A 15380-nucleotide genomic window follows, 5' to 3' on the forward strand; every position below is an offset into this window, starting at 1 on the left:
CTTTTTTACCCATAACGTTAAAGTACCGTTTTTAAATTTCATACATGAGGCATTGGCAATGTCAAAAATATATTTAGCAGGTCACGGTCAGACACAAAGCAATTGTACGATAGACTTTCCCCGTCCCGACCGACTTGTCACAGGCAACCCTAAGCGACAGACTTATAGTCTGTATGAACACCCCAACATGGACTGTGGTATTTGGCATTGTGAAGTTGGTACATGGAACATTGTCTTTGCAGACAATAAACAAGAATTTTTTAATGTGATAGAAGGACTTGTACGCTTACATGATAAAAACTCAGATACCATAATTGAAGTCGGTGCTGGTGAAGCAGGTATTATTCCGCCCAGTTTTGAAGGAATATTTGAAGTAGTAGAAGCTGTTAAAAAATACTATGTGATTGTAGAAGCTTAATGCTTATAGATTACAGTTTCATAAGCTAAAGTTCACTGTAATCTATAAAAACAATTATTTAAGATGCCAATAACCATTACGCTCACGTGTTCCAAGAATCTTCAAAACCAAAACAAGGCTTAATAAAAGCAATAAATACCAAGAGCCTAGCTTGCCCCAACCCACCATATGCCATGCATCGACCTGACTTGGGTACAGCCAAATTTTATAAAAAGTACTAATATTTTCTGCAATCCAAATAATAAAAGCCAACAAGATTAATATGGGTAACATCGGCAATTGGAATTGATGCTGTTGTAATTGAAATTTAATTTTTGTTTTCCAAAATAGCCACACACTCCAAGCGAATAAAATCATGCGGATATCGGGAACAAAAAATTTGCTCATAAAATTCATATAAGACAGCAGTGCTAAAATGAGCATACTGCCAAAGCTTGGCAAATTTTCAAATGAGACCTGATATAAACGCAATGATCGAGCAAAAAAACTTCCGACTGCCGAATACATAAAACCTGCAAATAACGGTACAGTCAAAATTTTAAATACTGCAGGTTGTGGGTACTGCCAAGAGGCGATTTGCGGATGCGTCAGGAAAATTTCCATCACCATGGCCATGACATGAAATAAGGCAATAACTTTCGCTTCTTCCCAAGATTCTAATTTTAAATACAGTAAACAAATTTGAATAAGTACGGCATAAAACAATAAATAGTCATAACGGAAAAAACCGTAAAACTCTTGACTGCCCATGGATGCTGTAATAACAAATGCAATTAACAGTAATATCCCAAATAAGGCAGCCGAAGCTGCCTTAAATGAGAACTCAAAACATGCTTTAAATATCGAGATCAACATTAAATTCTAAAGAGTCCACATCTGAACAAATTATAAGTACTTTGCACTGTACTCATGTACAGTATCAATAAAGGCTTTCGGACGTTCAGGGTCGACCCATTGTGTAATGCCATGACCTAGGTTGGCCACATAACCAGTTTTTTCACCATTTGCATAAGCATCATCAAGCATAGCCTTGGTTGCTTTTACAATTGATGCAGGTGAGCCATACAACGTTGCAGGATCTAAATTACCTTGTAAAGCCGCGCGTCCTGCTACCGTTTGGCGCGCCACATTTAGTTGTGTTGTCCAATCTAGGCCAAATGCATCCGCACCCGTCGCAATCATTGGTTCTAACCATTGCCCGCCACCTTTGGTAAATAAAATTACCGGTATTTTTCGTCCATCTTTTTCACGCTGTAAGCCTGCGACAATTTTCTGCATATAATTTAAAGAAAATTCAATATATTCGCGGTGTGCCAGCGCACCACCCCAGCTATCAAAAATTTGTACAGCTTGCGCCCCTGCATCAATTTGTGCATTTAAATAGTCAATGACCGCAACAGCCAAGCGATCCAGTAAAGCGTGCATTACTTCTGGCTGCGCATACATCATATTTTTGGTAAAACGGAAATCTTTACTTGAACCACCTTCAACCATATACGTTGCGAGTGTCCATGGGCTACCTGAAAAGCCAATTAAAGGAACTTGACCACCCAAAGCAGAATGAATCGTGCGGACTGCATTCATCACATAGTCTAAATCTGACTTGGCATTAAATGCAGGTAAATTGGCAACATCTTGTTCAGTACGTACAGTTTTGTGAAATTTTGGCCCTTCGCCTGCTTCAAAATATAGACCTAAACCCAATGCATCTGGTACGGTTAAAATATCAGAAAATAAAATTGCTGCATCTAGATCATAACGACGCAAAGGTTGGAGCGTTACTTCACAGGCAAAGTCTGCATTTTTACACAGTGATAAAAAATCACCTGCTGTTGCACGGGTTGCACGATATTCAGGTAAATAACGGCCTGCCTGACGCATCATCCATACAGGGGTCGTGTCCACAGGCTCACGAAGTAAAGCACGCAGAAAACGATCATTTTTTAAGGTCGTCATTTACTATCTCTTCTGTTTTTAACTTTGCCCTCAATCATACCAAAAAGCCTTCAAATTTAGTAATTTCTCACAACTTTTAAAAATAAGCTTTATCTCAGATAAAAATGAGGTTTACACAAAAGATATACTGCATCTGCAAAATTTTTCTGTAATACTTGCAAACGTTTTTCCATATTGTAAATGAATAATTCTTAAGGTTGAGTTACATGTTCGTTCGCACAATGCTCGCATTGAGTTTAAGTTGCATATTTGCTGGCACAACTTTCGCCGCATCTACTGCTGAACAACCATTAAAGCCCCAAGCTATCACAAATGTAGCTGTTCAAGACCCCATTGATCCCCTTGCTGCAGATTCAGCGTCATCTGCATCATCACAGATTACATCTCAAGAACAACAAGATTTAAATAAAGCGTCTCAAACGCTGAATGATCTGCAAAAAACTGAAGATCAAAATGCACCAGTAGGCACCTCACCTACAGCACCTACGTCTAAAACAGTTACACCTTCTTCATCTAGTGCTGCAAAAGTTGCATGGACTTTAGATGGCATTAATAATGCACAGTGGTATGACAATATTGGTAAAGGTCAATTCCCTGTCTATGCACGTGCGCATGTCATGCTGAATAATGCCCATGCATCACCGGGTGCAATTGATGGCTCTAGTGGTAAAAATACCCTTAAAGCCATTGCATCTTTCCAGCAAATTGTGGGTATTAAGCCAACTGGAATCCTAACCAAAGAAACTTGGGATGCATTAGTTGCCAACCAAGGGGGCAAACCTGCATTTGTAGAATATACAATTACGCAGAAAGATCTTGACGGCCCTTATGCCAAATCTATTCCGCATGATTACGCGCTACAAGCCCAAATGAAAGGCTTGTATTACACACGCGTGAGTGAAATGTTGGCTGAAAAATTCCACATGGATGAAGATTTCTTAAAGAAAATGAATCCTAAAGCATCTTTTAGCAAAGTGGGTGAAAAGCTTGTTGTGGCAAATATCCGCAATGAAGTACCAGAAGACATTCATTTGATTGTTGCCCATAAAGGTGCGAAACAGCTGTATTTATTTAACAGTCGTAATCAAATGATTGGTTCATTCCCTGCGACCATTGGTAGTTCTGATACACCGTCGCCAACAGGTACTTATAAAGTGACTGGTGTAGCACCAAATCCTTGGTATGGCTATTCACCAAGTAACTTTGTTCAAGGTAAAAATACTAAAGCACTGTCTTTACCACCCGGTCCAAATGGCCCAGTAGGTAATATCTGGATTGGTTTAAGTAAAAAATCATTTGGTATTCACGGTACACCAAATCCATCTGCAATTTCTAAAACTGCATCGCATGGTTGTATCCGTTTAACCAACTGGGATGCAAATGATTTAGGCAAAAAAGTTAAATCTGGCGTTACAGTTAAATTCTTAGAGTGATCATTTCACTCTAGAAATTCCAAGGTGCTTCTACTGTTTTAGTAGAGCACCTTTTTTATATTTCAAATATGAGCTTTTATTTCAAGATTAAAGCCAATACTTAGTTTTTATAAAAATAACCTTCGATCATCAATCGATCATAAACAACTCAAGTATTCTGCCTCTATCCACTTTCAAGTCATGCCTATAGATATATCTATTAATATCTTTGCCCACTCTATTGGCTGTAAAAATTGGCTCTACATTTAAAACAATACCAATAAAAAACAATTACCTAGATTCAGTATAATTATTGACATTAGTTCAGCAATCTAGGTTGTTTCATTACTCAAAAGAATTTAAGTGTATTCATAAGTATCATTTATTTACGCTATTGTAATCTTAAATAGTCCGTAGTCGAATTATCTTAAATTTGCAACGCTGTATTGCGAATACACCACTTTCACCCTTAATTTAAAACACTAAAATAGACTCAAGTTAAATATTAAAGGAACAAGAATATGAATGCTTTTGTCCATCCAAGTGAAAATCGTGGCCACGTCAAAATGGGTTGGTTAGAATCTAAACATAGTTTTTCTTTTGGCAATTGGTATAACCCTGAATATATGGGTGTGAGTACCCTTCGGGTCATCAATGATGATTTAATTGATGGTCATCAAGGGTTTGGTCAACATCCCCACGACAACATGGAAATTTTGACCTGTGTCTTAAAAGGTACTATTACCCACAAAGACAGTATGGGAAATCATGGTGGAATTACTGCCGGCGAATGGCAATTAATGAGTGCTGGTACAGGCATTCGCCATAGTGAAATGAATCAGGGAGATGAACCGGTACATTTATTGCAAATTTGGATTATTCCCAATGAGCGTAATGCTATGCCGAATTATCAACAAATTCAGCTCGACCCACACGATGCACCAAATCAATGGCATCTAATTTGTGGCCCCAATGACAATGCGCCGATGCATATTCGCCAAAATGCTGAAGTAAAAACCGCTGTCGTAATAAAAGGGCAAAAATTACCCATTGAAGCAACTCAACATGTCAATTATGTTCATGTGATATCAGGTAAAGTTCAAATTGCTGAACATACTGTAGACGCTGGCGGTGCACTCGGTTTCTTAGAAAACAGTGAGCTGCAAGCATTGGAAGATACACAGGTCATTTGGTTTGATTTACCTGAACATATTGAATAAGCACATACAATCAGTCTGAATTTATAAACTTAACAGGCTCTCTTCATGAATAATGTTAATCAGTTAAAACGCTTTACTTTAACTTTTTAATTCTTCACAACAGAGCCTCATTTTTTAAATCTTAGATTCTCAAGCGAAGTGTAACAAAGATTAATTAACTAAGAAGTAAGATGAAAAAGCATTTTGGGTGCGTAAGAAAGGCATCTTGAAATGCACTGTACAGCAAAATTAGTCAGATCCTTGCTGGAGCCTTATTAAAGATAAAAATTCAGCTTAAGACCTAATTTAATAGAAAAAATCTACATCTAAAACTGTTCAAAAAATAGTTATGAAAAAAGATCTATAATTTTTTTAAATGTAGGTACCAATAATCTAAGCCCTACTGGGCAATACTATTTTTCAATATGTGACATACATAACATTAGTTCAGCTTAAAAATAACATATTTTTATTTTTTTATTACTCATCAGTTCTATTTTTAATTTAACTAAAAACAAATAGTTAAAAACTAGTTTTGAATAAAATTAGTGCATTTGCTCCAATATAAGAGGTTTTTATTTTATTTTTTCCACCTAGAGCATTTACTCTTATTTTTTTTGTGCTATTTTTGTCACATGGAGTAACAACTTAGCGTATTGGAAGCCAAAGATTCATCCATACCAATGCCCTCTGTAACCTCAAATAAAAATGCAGTAACTTCAATTTGTACACCAAGGAAAGATGAAGAATGAAATTAAAAAAGCTAACAACAGCCTTAATTCTTGCAACATTACCAGCAACTGGCGCATTTGCAGCTGCGCTTGATCGTTCTGGTCAGTCTATTGCTGCATTTTTACAGCCTGGCAACTACTTTGAAGCAGGTATTTCTGTTTTAGATCCAAATGTATCGGGTAAAATGAATAGCACTGCCCCTGCAAGTAATCCAACTTTAGGAGCACTTGCAAACACATCATTAGATGATATGGCTGGAGATTATTATTTTCCTCAAGCTGCACTAAAATTACAGTTAACTGACAACTTCTCTTTTGGTATTATTTATGATCAGCCATTTGGTGCTGATGCTACTTATAGCTCAAGTGATGCGACATTATCCGCACCAGGTGCACCCGGTGCCTTTCAATTAATGGGTGAGACAACCGAGGTTGAAGTAAAAAGTCAAAATATTTCAATGCTTTTTGGTTTCCAGCCAATTGAAAACATTAATATTTATGGTGGTGGTGTTTACCAAACTGTAAAAGGTGATGTTAAACTTCGTGGTATCGCATATGGTGCTAACCAAGCTCTTGGATTATATAATGCCAGTATAAAAGAGGACAGCGCTGTTGGTTGGTTGGCTGGTTTAGCTTATCAAATTCCTGAAATTGCTCTTAAAGCCTCAGTTACATATCGTTCTGAAATCAAACATGAAGCTGGAACAACAGAGTCTGGCGTGAGTGCGCTACTAGGTGGTCCTTTTTCATTAAACTCGAATACTAATATTACTACACCACAATCTGTAAACCTCGATTTCCAAACAGGCATCATGGCAAATACAGTCGCATTTGCTAACGTTCGCTGGGTAGATTGGTCAAACTTTGCAATTCGCCCTACCGCTTTTGGTAATGCATCTGAAACATTAGGGGCGTTAGGTCGTGGCCCTGTGGGTGGTTTTGATCTTGTTGCTTATACTGATGATCAAATCAATGCCACAGTTGGTATTGGTCGTAAAATTAATGAACAATGGGCAGGCAATGTCTCTGTAGGCTGGGACTCTGGTGCAGGTAATCCTGTTTCCACACTTGGTCCAACTGAAGGTTATTGGAACGTAGGTTTAGGTGTGCAGTTTAGCCCAGCACCGAATTACTTTATTGCTGGTGGTGTTAAATACTTCATGCTAGGTGATGCAGAAGCTCAGCCAGCGTCTATGTTCGGTACAAACGAGTCTGTTGCTAAATTTGAAGACAACGATGCTTGGGCATATGGTCTAAAAATCGGTTACAAGTTTTAATTAAATAGCAAATTAAGAAGACCATAGCTAACTATGGTCTTCTTATCAATTTTAGTAACGAATCAACCGTTGTAAAAACAAACATTTAAAAAATCTCATAATTACATCTAAATATTAAAATAAACACTCTATTTTTTATTAAAAATCATTTAGATAGATTACTCCAAATAGACTTTTTGCTCTATACAACTACTTTTTTTGTATTCCCGCGTTCATTTCTAGAGTGTGTTGGAGTATTTACTCATTTTTTTATTATGTTACTTTCCTTGCATTGATTACCCATGAAAAGTTACAAACAGGGAAAACTATGCAACTCAGCCAGTTATCTAAAGCGATTCTAATCAGCTTATTACCAGCCACTTCTGTTTTCGCTGCAGGACTAGACCGTTCTGGTCAGTCAATTTCGGCATTCCTTCAAGCTGGAAATTACGCAGAAGCAGGCCTTTCAGTTTTAGACCCCACTGTAAAAGGTAAAGATAGAAGTAACAATCCAGTGGGTGACATGGCTGATGATTACTATTTCCCTTCTGCAGCTATAAAAATTCAAGCAACTGATAAAATTTCCTTAGGCCTTTTATACGACCAACCTTATGGTGCAGATGCAACTTATTCAGTTGATGGCTCAAATTTTGCAGATAGCACTGAAGGCACTCAAGTTCAAGTACGTACTAATAACTTAACTGCATTGATTGGTTATCAACCAACTGAGAACTGGAACTTTTATGCGGGTCCAGTGTGGCAAACCGTAGAAGCTGATATTAAATTGCGTGGAAAAGCCTATAGTGGTTTGAGTTATGACATTAAAGTAGAAGAAGAAGAAGCTTTTGGCTGGTTAGCTGGCTTTGCTTACCAAATACCAGAGATTGCTTTAAAAGCATCTGTGACCTACCGTTCTGAAATTGAACATAATGCAAAATCGATAGAAACCGCTAATATCAGCCCTATCCCTCTTCATAGCTCTTTAAATGCCACGACCCCTCAATCTGTAAATATTGATTTACAAACAGGCGTTGCACCAAACACTTTAGTCTTCGCAAATATGCGCTGGGTACATTGGGATCAATTTACCGTAAGCCCTACATTATTAGGTAAAGTTGGTCAGGACTTAATTAGCTATTCTGATGACCAATACTCTGTCACTGCCGGAATTTCCCGCAAATTCAATGCAAAATGGGCAGGTACTGCAGCAGTTGGTTGGGACTCAGGTGCAGGTAACCCTGTAACAATTTTAGGTCCAACTGAAGGCTATTGGTCCATCGGTCTTGGCGGTCAATACAGTCCAGCTGAAAACTACTTTATTCAAGCAGGCGTGAAGTACTTTTGGCTAGGTGATGCAGAAGGTCAAACTGGCGGTGTGGTTAAAGGCGAATTTAGCGATAACCATGCAATCGGCTACGGTATGAAAATTGGGTACCGCTTCTAATTTGTATGATAGAAGTAAAATTCAATAAGAAAGGGCGCAATTAGCGCCCTTTCTTATTGCACATCAATATACTTTTAAGCAGGAATATCACGTACAGAAGCATCACGAATAGCTTCTTTTAATGCGTCATAACCACGAATTGATGGAAATTGTGGAAATTCAGCAATCACATTTTCAGGCGCGTCAAATAAGAAACCATGATCGGCTTCACCTAGCATTGTAGTGTCGTTATACGAATCACCCGCCGCAATCACGCGAAAATTCAACCCATGTAATGCTTGTACAGCTTTACGTTTCTGATCGGGTTGACGTAATTTATAGTCAACAATCATACCTTGTTCATCTGTTTCTAACTTATGGCAGAAAATTGTTGGCCAATCTAATTGCTTCATCAGTGGGTGAGCAAATTCATAGAAGGTATCTGACAAAATAATCAATTGAAAATGCGTACTTACCCATTTTATAAATTCTTTTGCACCCGGAAATGGCCCCATATCCGCAATTACAGCTTGAATATCATTTAAGCCCAGACCATGTTGTTTTAAAATATTCAAACGTTGTGTCATTAACACATCGTAGTCAGGAATATCTCGTGTTGTGGCTTCAAGTTCTTTAATCCCTGTTTTTTTAGCGAAGTTAATCCAGATTTCTGGAACTAACACACCCTCAAGATCAAGACATACGATTTCCATGGGTTCTCCCAATGTCAGTGAAAAATTTTGCACTATCATAGCTTAAGAATGATTTTTTGCATCGTTCTTTTTTAAATCTATTTTTTTCATAAGTATCTATTTTTTAGTGATAAGTCTGTTTTAGTAATTCTATTAAAATGAATATGAAATAAACTAACATAGGTTTTGACGTTCCAAGCCTATAGCCAGGACAAACATGACCATCATTCCAAGCATTAATATTGTAGATGCACTTGCTTCTGAGTATGCAGATAAATCTCCAAATGAAATTATGGCGCTTGCACTAAGCCAAGAAGGTGAAATTGCCATTTCATTTTCAGGTGCAGAAGACGTTGTGCTGATTGATATGGCATCGCACTTAGGTAAACCTTTTCGCGTATTCAGTCTTGATACAGGTCGTCTACATGCAGAAACCTATCAATTTATAGAGACTGTGCGTAAGCATTATAATATTGATATTGAAATCTGTTTCCCAGAAACAGAGGCTGTGCAAAAGCTAGTCAGCCAAAAAGGTTTTTTTAGCTTTTATCAAGATGATCACAAAGAATGTTGTGGTATTCGTAAAGTACAGCCTTTGCGTAAAAAACTAGCAACTCTAGATGGCTGGATTACTGGTCAACGTAAAGACCAAAGCCCGGGCACACGTCATGAAATTCCAGTTGTGCAAGCAGATGTTGGTTTTTCTGGCCCAAGTAAACAATTAATTAAATACAATCCACTGGCAAACTGGTCAAGTGCAGATGTTTGGAACTATATCCGTTTAATGGAAATTCCTTATAATCCTTTGCATGAACGTGGTTTTATTTCCATTGGCTGTGAACCTTGCACACGCCCAGTATTGCCTAATCAGCATGAACGTGAAGGTCGTTGGTGGTGGGAAGAAGCGACACATAAAGAGTGTGGTTTACACGCTGGCAATTTAAAAAAATAATCAAGTCCAAACCACTGTAAAATACAGTGGTTTTTTCGACGCATAGATACACATAAAATCAGTTTTTTTCTGAATTAAAAACGCTATACTTTATCTATCTAATTTAATAATTCTAACAAGGCTACTCATACAAGAGTGCCCGTAGACATGCAGTGAGGCAATCCACGCTATGCGTCCATTACACCCAATTGATTTTATTTTTCTCAACTTAGAAAAACGGCAACAACCTATGCATGTTGGAGGGTTATTTTTATTTACCATTCCAGAAAATGCCCCAGCGAGTTTTATTCAAGACTTAGTCACTGATATTCGTAATTCAAAATGTATTCCAATCCCACCATTTAACAATCGCTTAAATGGTTTTTTTTGGGATGAAGATGAAGAGTTTGACTTAGACCACCATTTTCGCCACATTGCCTTGCCACAACCGGGACGTATTCGTGAGCTACTCACTTATATCTCACAAGAACACAGTACCCTAATTGACCGTGCAAAACCCCTTTGGACTTGCCATATTATTGAAGGTATTGAAGGCAACCGCTTTGCCATGTACTTTAAAATACATCATGCTATGGTCGATGGCATTGCAGGTATGCGCCTAGTCGAAAAATCACTGTCTGATGACCCGAATGCAAAAAGTATTGTGCCACCATGGTGTGTGGAAGGGCCACGTTCAAAACGCTTAAAACAGCCAAAAGTCAGCCGTATTAAAAGTTTACTAGATGGACTCAAGGGACAACTCGATTCAACACCGCGTGTGTTTTATGAATTGTCACAAACCATTATGAAAGATATGGGTCGCAATCCCGATTATGTTTCTAGTTTCCAAGCACCAAGCTCTATTTTAAATCAGCGCGTGAGTTCTTCACGTCGTTTTGCCGCACAGTCTTTTGATTTTTCCCGCCTATCTCATATTGCAAAAGAATTGAATGTCACCATTAATGATATTGTTCTGGCCATTTGTTCAGGCGCATTACGTGAGTATTTAATTAGCCAAAATGCACTACCCAAAAAACCATTGATTGCGATGGTACCTGCTTCTGTTCGTACAGATGATTCAGAAATATCGAACCGAATTACAATGATTTTGGCAAATTTAGGCACAAACAAAGAAGACCCACTAGAACGACTTCAAATTGTACGTCGTAGTGTCTTGAATGCTAAAGAACGCTTTAAACGCATGAATGCCAATCAAATTTTAAATTACAGTGCATTTGTTTATGGTGCTGCAGGCTTAAATATTGCTTCTGGTTTAATGCCAAAACGCCAAGCGTTTAACTTGGTCATTTCTAATGTACCTGGCCCACGCGAACCACTGTACTGGAATGGTGCTCGTTTAGATGCACTCTATCCTGCTTCTATTGTTTTGGATGGACAGGCGCTGAATATCACCATGACCAGTTACTTAGACAAATTAGAAGTAGGTTTAACCGCCTGTCGCAATGCCTTGCCTAAAATGCAAAATCTGCTGACACATTTGGAAGAAGAAATTCAACGCTTTGAAGAGATAGTCAATAAAGATAACCCAAAGCTTAAAGCGGTCAGCTGACCGCAAACTTACTGGAAGAATTTGCCAATTAATTTAGGTATAAATATTTCACTAAATTTTTATAAAATGAACAAAAAAATTAAGGGGCTTTAAATAGCCCCTTAATTTTTAATATTTCGACATTGTTTTAATAATTGATGACACGCTGTACGAATCATTAATGCTGTAATCTGAACCTCATTACCGCGTTCATCTACAATACAAGCTGAATTAATTGTTTTAGCATCTAGTACATGCTTTAAACCAGTACTCATCACTGCTTTACTAATACCCATAACACACCTCAGTTTGCTAAGCCGAAAGAGAGAAACGGCTTTGGCTATTCGATGTGTTAAGTATTCAAAATTACAGATCAAAAGTAAAATTTCAGTTGTAACAAGTGTTTAACGACATCCTGTTACAATTTCAATTCAAGATGATATCGTATTGCTCTTGCGTATATAAATTTTCGACCTGAAACTTTATCACACCAGTAATAAAGTGCTCTAAATCCGCCACTGCAGGAGCTTCTGCTGTTAATAATCGGTCTATCACCAAAGGATGCGCGACGACAGTAAAGCCACTCTGATTTTCAAATGCACGTGCATAACGCAAAATCTCCCGAAAGATTTCGTAACACACTGTCTCGGCAGTTTTTACATATCCTCTGCCCTGACAGGTTGGGCAAGATTCGCAGAGCAAATGTTCTAAAGATTCACGTGTGCGCTTACGGGTCATTTCCACTAAGCCCAGTTCAGACACCTGTGTAATTTTCGTTTTGGCATGATCACGTTCCAGCATTTTTTCAAACTGGTTCATCACCTGTTCACGATGATGCGCTTCTTGCATATCAATAAAATCAATGATGATAATCCCACCCAAATTACGCAAGCGAAGCTGTCGCGCAATAATCTGTGTGGCTTCCATATTGGTTTTAAAAACGGTGTCTTCTAAGGTGCGACCACCAACATATGAACCGGTATTGACGTCAATGGTCGCCATAGCTTCGGTCTGATCAATCATCAGATAGCCACCAGACTTTAACGCAACACGTGTCTGCAAGGCTTTTTGAATATCTTCTTCGACATTATACAAGTCAAATATTGGACGCTCACCCGGATAGTGAACAAGTCGCTCACGCATATTCGGTACAAATTCATCCACAAACTCTTTAAGCTTGGCATGTATTTCACGTGAATCGACATGAATTTTAGCAGTTTCATTATTGGCTAAATCGCGAATAACACGCTGAGGTAATGGCAGTTCTTCAAAAACTAATGACGGAACGGCAATAATTTTTTGCTTGCGTTGAATAAACTCCCAAAGCTTGGCTAAATATGCCATATCTTGTGCAATGGCTTCTTCTTCAATTCCATCTGCAGCAGTACGTACAATCACCGATCCTGGTAATTTATGTTCTGCCTGAATATGTTCAATAATTGAACGCAAACGATCTCGTTCTTCTTCAGATTCAATCCGTTGCGATACACCAATATGGTTACCAAAAGGCATCATCACCAAATAGCGCGAAGGAATAGAAAGATCTGTGGTTAAACGTGCACCCTTAGTCCCCAACATATCTTTCATGACTTGAACAGTCAGAATTTGTCCGGGTTGGAGCAATTCAAATACATTAGGCGTAGGCTGGTTTTTTGGCCAAATCATATCATTGATATGTAAAAATGCCGTCCGAGACAAACCAATATCGACAAAGGCTGCCTGCATTCCGGGAAGTACGCGAACGACCTTTCCCTTGTAAATATTACCGACCAAACCGCGCTTGACGGTACGCTCAACAAATAATTCATTGACCGTGCCATTTTCAATTAACGCAACACGACACTCCATCGGTGTGACGTTAATTAACAACTCGTCAGACATAATAAAACTCAAAACATTATAAAAATTCTTTTCTGCAGTTAATTTAGTACCTTAACTGTCTGTAATAACTGTACAGTTTCATGCAAGGGCAAGCCCACTACATTTGAGTAACTACCATCAATTCGTGGAATATAGCGCGCAGCAATTCCTTGAATGGCATAGGCACCTGCCTTTCCAACAGGCTCACCCGTTGCCCAATAACTTTCCATATCACCTAGGCTTAGGCGCTGAAACTCAACCTGAGTCCGTACTACTATACTGCAAATTTGATCTTTTGTACGGACACAAACACCTGAAAAGACATCATGTTTTCGACCTGAAAGTTGCGCCCACATTTCAAAAGCATGTTGTTTAGATTCAGGCTTACCCAGTATTTTACCATCTAGACCCAAACTGGTATCTGCAGCAATAACAATAGCATCTGGGAAATGCTGTTGCACTACTTCCGCTTTAACACGTGCTAAACGCTCTACATAAACCGATGCCGATTCATCTTTGAATATCGATTCATCAATATCTGGACTCTCAATATCGAAAGTCAGTCCGAGCTGCGCTAATAATTCACGGCGTCTAGGCGAACTTGAAGCAAGAATTAGATGCGCCATTTTTTCAACAGATAATAAATGATTGGCCAAACCAAAATACTAGACAACAAGGGTTGCCAATGCCGAGCAAAAGAGAAATGTACACCACTCATGACTTGGGCAATCCATATAAAGAACAGATGTGCCACCGTAGCAAGAGATGCAATAATCCACAAATTACCGAAAGTTAAAATACGGCGTTCGCGGGTTAAAAATCTGGACATAAAGGCAATGACAACAAAACTGAGCCCATTCATTCCAAGCGGTGCATCGACCAGTAGATCGGCAAAAATTCCAGTACAAAATGCAAACCAGATACCACACCATGTTGGCTGACACAGCACCCAAAAGAGCGTCACTAGCATCATAAATAACGGGCGCCAACCCGAAAATTCATAAGATAATGGATAAACCACCAGTACCGAAGCCAAAATCACCGAAATGATAATGGCAATCAGTGGATCTCTATGGGTAGGACGGTTTAATTTAGCGATCGGCATTGGGTTGCTCCATCGCTAAAGAATCAGAAAAAAGCACAACCACATGATGTCCACCAGCCAGTTGCGCGGATGGAACGACATCAATTTTTGAAAATTCACCTGAATTATGGCGTTGTACTTTAGAAACAGTTCCGACCAAATAGCCAGCAGGGAAATGTGCCCCAAGCCCTGAACTATACACTTTTTCACCCACTTTGATATCGGCGCTTGTAGGAACGTATTCCATCTTTAAACGCCCTAAATCACCCGTACCTGAAACAATCGCACGCATTCCTGTTCGTTCTAAGCGTACAGAAAGCGAATGTTCTTTATCCGACAACAGCATGATTCGACTACTATGTGGATAGACATTAACAATCTGCCCCATAATGCCTTTATCATCAAGTACCGTTTGCCCTACTCTCAGTTGGCTACTAGCACCACGATTAATCACAATAATATGTCGAAGTGGGTCAGCATCGGTTCCAATCACTTCTGCAATTTCCATACGACCATCAATAATTAAAGGCGTATCTAATAAACCTCGTAAACGAGTGTTTTCAGCAGAAAGTTCTGAAAGTTTTTGCGAACGCACTTGAGCCTGTAAGAGTTCGGCTTGCATCGCGGTATTTTCACGGCGCAATTGAGCTTCAGACTTGGTTTGTTGATTGAGCCATTCTCGCGATAACACTGGATAGCTTGCAGCAGCATAAATTGGATTATATGCCGCATACAAGACGTCTCTTGCCGGTTGAATCACATGTGGCATGCGCCAATTAAAAAATAGCACCACCAAACATGCAATGACCGCAATGATAAATGAGCGAAAAGATGGCGGTTGTCTTGAAAACAGTTGAGTTTGCACCCGC

15 protein-coding genes are annotated in these 15380 nt (G+C 38.8%); 7 read left to right on the top strand and 8 right to left on the bottom strand.

Going from position 1 to position 15380, the window contains the following annotated elements:
- Nucleotides 1–58 precede the first annotated feature (58 nt).
- A complete protein-coding gene (locus tag BBP83_RS08485) occupies nt 59–418 on the top strand; it encodes a cupin domain-containing protein (RefSeq protein ID WP_068887456.1) in 360 nt (119 codons plus the stop codon).
- A 54-nt stretch (nt 419–472) separates the two neighbouring features.
- Here the strand turns inward: BBP83_RS08485 and BBP83_RS08490 are convergent, their stop codons facing one another.
- Both BBP83_RS08490 and hemE read right to left on the bottom strand, forming a co-directional pair.
- Nucleotides 473–1273 carry a DUF817 family protein gene (locus BBP83_RS08490; RefSeq protein ID WP_171258066.1) on the bottom strand — a complete coding sequence of 267 codons (801 nt, stop codon included), beginning with the start codon at nt 1271–1273 and terminating at the stop codon, nt 473–475.
- Nucleotides 1274–1303: 30 nt separating this feature from the next.
- Complete coding sequence (gene hemE / locus BBP83_RS08495) at nt 1304–2374, bottom strand: uroporphyrinogen decarboxylase (protein WP_068887458.1); 1071 nt, start codon at nt 2372–2374, stop codon at nt 1304–1306.
- Between the two features lie 206 nt (nt 2375–2580).
- Here hemE and BBP83_RS08500 point away from each other — a divergent pair, with 206 nt between their 5' ends.
- The 4 genes from BBP83_RS08500 to BBP83_RS08515 all read left to right on the top strand — a co-directional run bounded on the left by BBP83_RS08500 (nt 2581) and on the right by BBP83_RS08515 (nt 8416).
- Entirely contained in the window at nt 2581–3807 is a 1227-nt protein-coding gene (locus BBP83_RS08500; protein ID WP_068887460.1) for a L,D-transpeptidase family protein, read from the top strand.
- Nucleotides 3808–4307: 500 nt separating this feature from the next.
- The gene (locus BBP83_RS08505; protein WP_068887462.1) at nt 4308–5006 is read left to right on the top strand and encodes a pirin family protein; all 699 of its coding nucleotides are present in this window, start codon (nt 4308–4310) and stop codon (nt 5004–5006) included.
- 727 nt (nt 5007–5733) lie between these two features.
- A complete protein-coding gene (locus BBP83_RS08510; RefSeq protein ID WP_068887464.1) occupies nt 5734–6993 on the top strand; it encodes an OmpP1/FadL family transporter in 1260 nt (419 codons plus the stop codon).
- A 307-nt stretch (nt 6994–7300) separates the two neighbouring features.
- Nucleotides 7301–8416: an OmpP1/FadL family transporter gene (locus tag BBP83_RS08515; protein WP_068887466.1), complete on the top strand. Its 1116-nt coding sequence runs from the start codon at nt 7301–7303 to the stop codon at nt 8414–8416.
- A 74-nt stretch (nt 8417–8490) separates the two neighbouring features.
- On the opposite strand, the gene thrH is transcribed toward BBP83_RS08515, so the two are convergent.
- Entirely contained in the window at nt 8491–9108 is a 618-nt protein-coding gene (gene thrH, locus BBP83_RS08520; protein WP_068887467.1) for a bifunctional phosphoserine phosphatase/homoserine phosphotransferase ThrH, read from the bottom strand.
- A gap of 196 nt (nt 9109–9304) precedes the next feature.
- On the opposite strand from thrH, the gene BBP83_RS08525 reads away from it, so the two are divergent.
- Together BBP83_RS08525 and BBP83_RS08530 are read left to right on the top strand one after the other, a co-directional pair.
- Entirely contained in the window at nt 9305–10039 is a 735-nt protein-coding gene (locus tag BBP83_RS08525; RefSeq protein ID WP_068887469.1) for a phosphoadenylyl-sulfate reductase, read from the top strand.
- Nucleotides 10040–10208: 169 nt separating this feature from the next.
- On the top strand, nt 10209–11588 hold the full coding sequence (locus tag BBP83_RS08530; protein ID WP_068887472.1) for a WS/DGAT/MGAT family O-acyltransferase: 1380 nt from the start codon (nt 10209–10211) through the stop codon (nt 11586–11588).
- Nucleotides 11589–11689: 101 nt separating this feature from the next.
- Here the strand turns inward: BBP83_RS08530 and BBP83_RS15265 are convergent, their stop codons facing one another.
- The 5 genes from BBP83_RS15265 to mreC all read right to left on the bottom strand — a co-directional run bounded on the left by BBP83_RS15265 (nt 11690) and on the right by mreC (nt 15376).
- Entirely contained in the window at nt 11690–11863 is a 174-nt protein-coding gene (locus BBP83_RS15265; RefSeq protein WP_171258067.1) for a PA1571 family protein, read from the bottom strand.
- A 130-nt stretch (nt 11864–11993) separates the two neighbouring features.
- Nucleotides 11994–13448 carry a ribonuclease G gene (rng, locus tag BBP83_RS08535; protein ID WP_068887474.1) on the bottom strand — a complete coding sequence of 485 codons (1455 nt, stop codon included), beginning with the start codon at nt 13446–13448 and terminating at the stop codon, nt 11994–11996.
- A 38-nt stretch (nt 13449–13486) separates the two neighbouring features.
- Nucleotides 13487–14053, bottom strand: a complete 567-nt coding sequence (locus tag BBP83_RS08540) for a Maf family nucleotide pyrophosphatase (RefSeq protein WP_068887475.1) — start codon at nt 14051–14053, stop codon at nt 13487–13489.
- Complete coding sequence (gene mreD / locus BBP83_RS08545; protein WP_068887477.1) at nt 14041–14532, bottom strand: rod shape-determining protein MreD; 492 nt, start codon at nt 14530–14532, stop codon at nt 14041–14043. The genes BBP83_RS08540 and mreD overlap by 13 nt, the downstream gene beginning before the upstream one ends.
- Nucleotides 14519–15376, bottom strand: a complete 858-nt coding sequence (gene mreC / locus BBP83_RS08550) for a rod shape-determining protein MreC (protein ID WP_068887478.1) — start codon at nt 15374–15376, stop codon at nt 14519–14521. Before mreC ends, mreD begins: the two co-directional genes overlap by 14 nt.
- Nucleotides 15377–15380 lie beyond the last annotated feature (4 nt).

This window comes from Acinetobacter celticus (assembly GCF_001707755.1).
Classification (GTDB): Bacteria; Pseudomonadota; Gammaproteobacteria; order Pseudomonadales; family Moraxellaceae; genus Acinetobacter; species Acinetobacter celticus.

Bases quoted from the DNA above. Each gene is read 5' to 3' on its own strand.
- BBP83_RS08530 (WP_068887472.1), top strand. From the start codon at position 10,209: ATGCGTCCATTACACCCAATTGATTTTATTTTTCTCAACTTAGAAAAA.
- BBP83_RS08485 (WP_068887456.1), top strand. From the start codon at position 59: ATGTCAAAAATATATTTAGCAGGTCACGGTCAGACACAAAGCAATTGT.
- BBP83_RS08510 (WP_068887464.1), top strand. From the start codon at position 5,734: ATGAAATTAAAAAAGCTAACAACAGCCTTAATTCTTGCAACATTACCA.
- mreD (WP_068887477.1), bottom strand. From the start codon at position 14,532: ATGCCGATCGCTAAATTAAACCGTCCTACCCATAGAGATCCACTGATT.
- BBP83_RS08525 (WP_068887469.1), top strand. From the start codon at position 9,305: ATGACCATCATTCCAAGCATTAATATTGTAGATGCACTTGCTTCTGAG.
- thrH (WP_068887467.1), bottom strand. From the start codon at position 9,108: ATGGAAATCGTATGTCTTGATCTTGAGGGTGTGTTAGTTCCAGAAATC.
- BBP83_RS08505 (WP_068887462.1), top strand. From the start codon at position 4,308: ATGAATGCTTTTGTCCATCCAAGTGAAAATCGTGGCCACGTCAAAATG.
- BBP83_RS08500 (WP_068887460.1), top strand. From the start codon at position 2,581: ATGTTCGTTCGCACAATGCTCGCATTGAGTTTAAGTTGCATATTTGCT.
- hemE (WP_068887458.1), bottom strand. From the start codon at position 2,374: ATGACGACCTTAAAAAATGATCGTTTTCTGCGTGCTTTACTTCGTGAG.
- BBP83_RS08490 (WP_171258066.1), bottom strand. From the start codon at position 1,273: ATGTTGATCTCGATATTTAAAGCATGTTTTGAGTTCTCATTTAAGGCA.
- rng (WP_068887474.1), bottom strand. From the start codon at position 13,448: ATGTCTGACGAGTTGTTAATTAACGTCACACCGATGGAGTGTCGTGTT.
- BBP83_RS08515 (WP_068887466.1), top strand. From the start codon at position 7,301: ATGCAACTCAGCCAGTTATCTAAAGCGATTCTAATCAGCTTATTACCA.
- BBP83_RS15265 (WP_171258067.1), bottom strand. From the start codon at position 11,863: ATGGGTATTAGTAAAGCAGTGATGAGTACTGGTTTAAAGCATGTACTA.
- BBP83_RS08540 (WP_068887475.1), bottom strand. From the start codon at position 14,053: ATGGCGCATCTAATTCTTGCTTCAAGTTCGCCTAGACGCCGTGAATTA.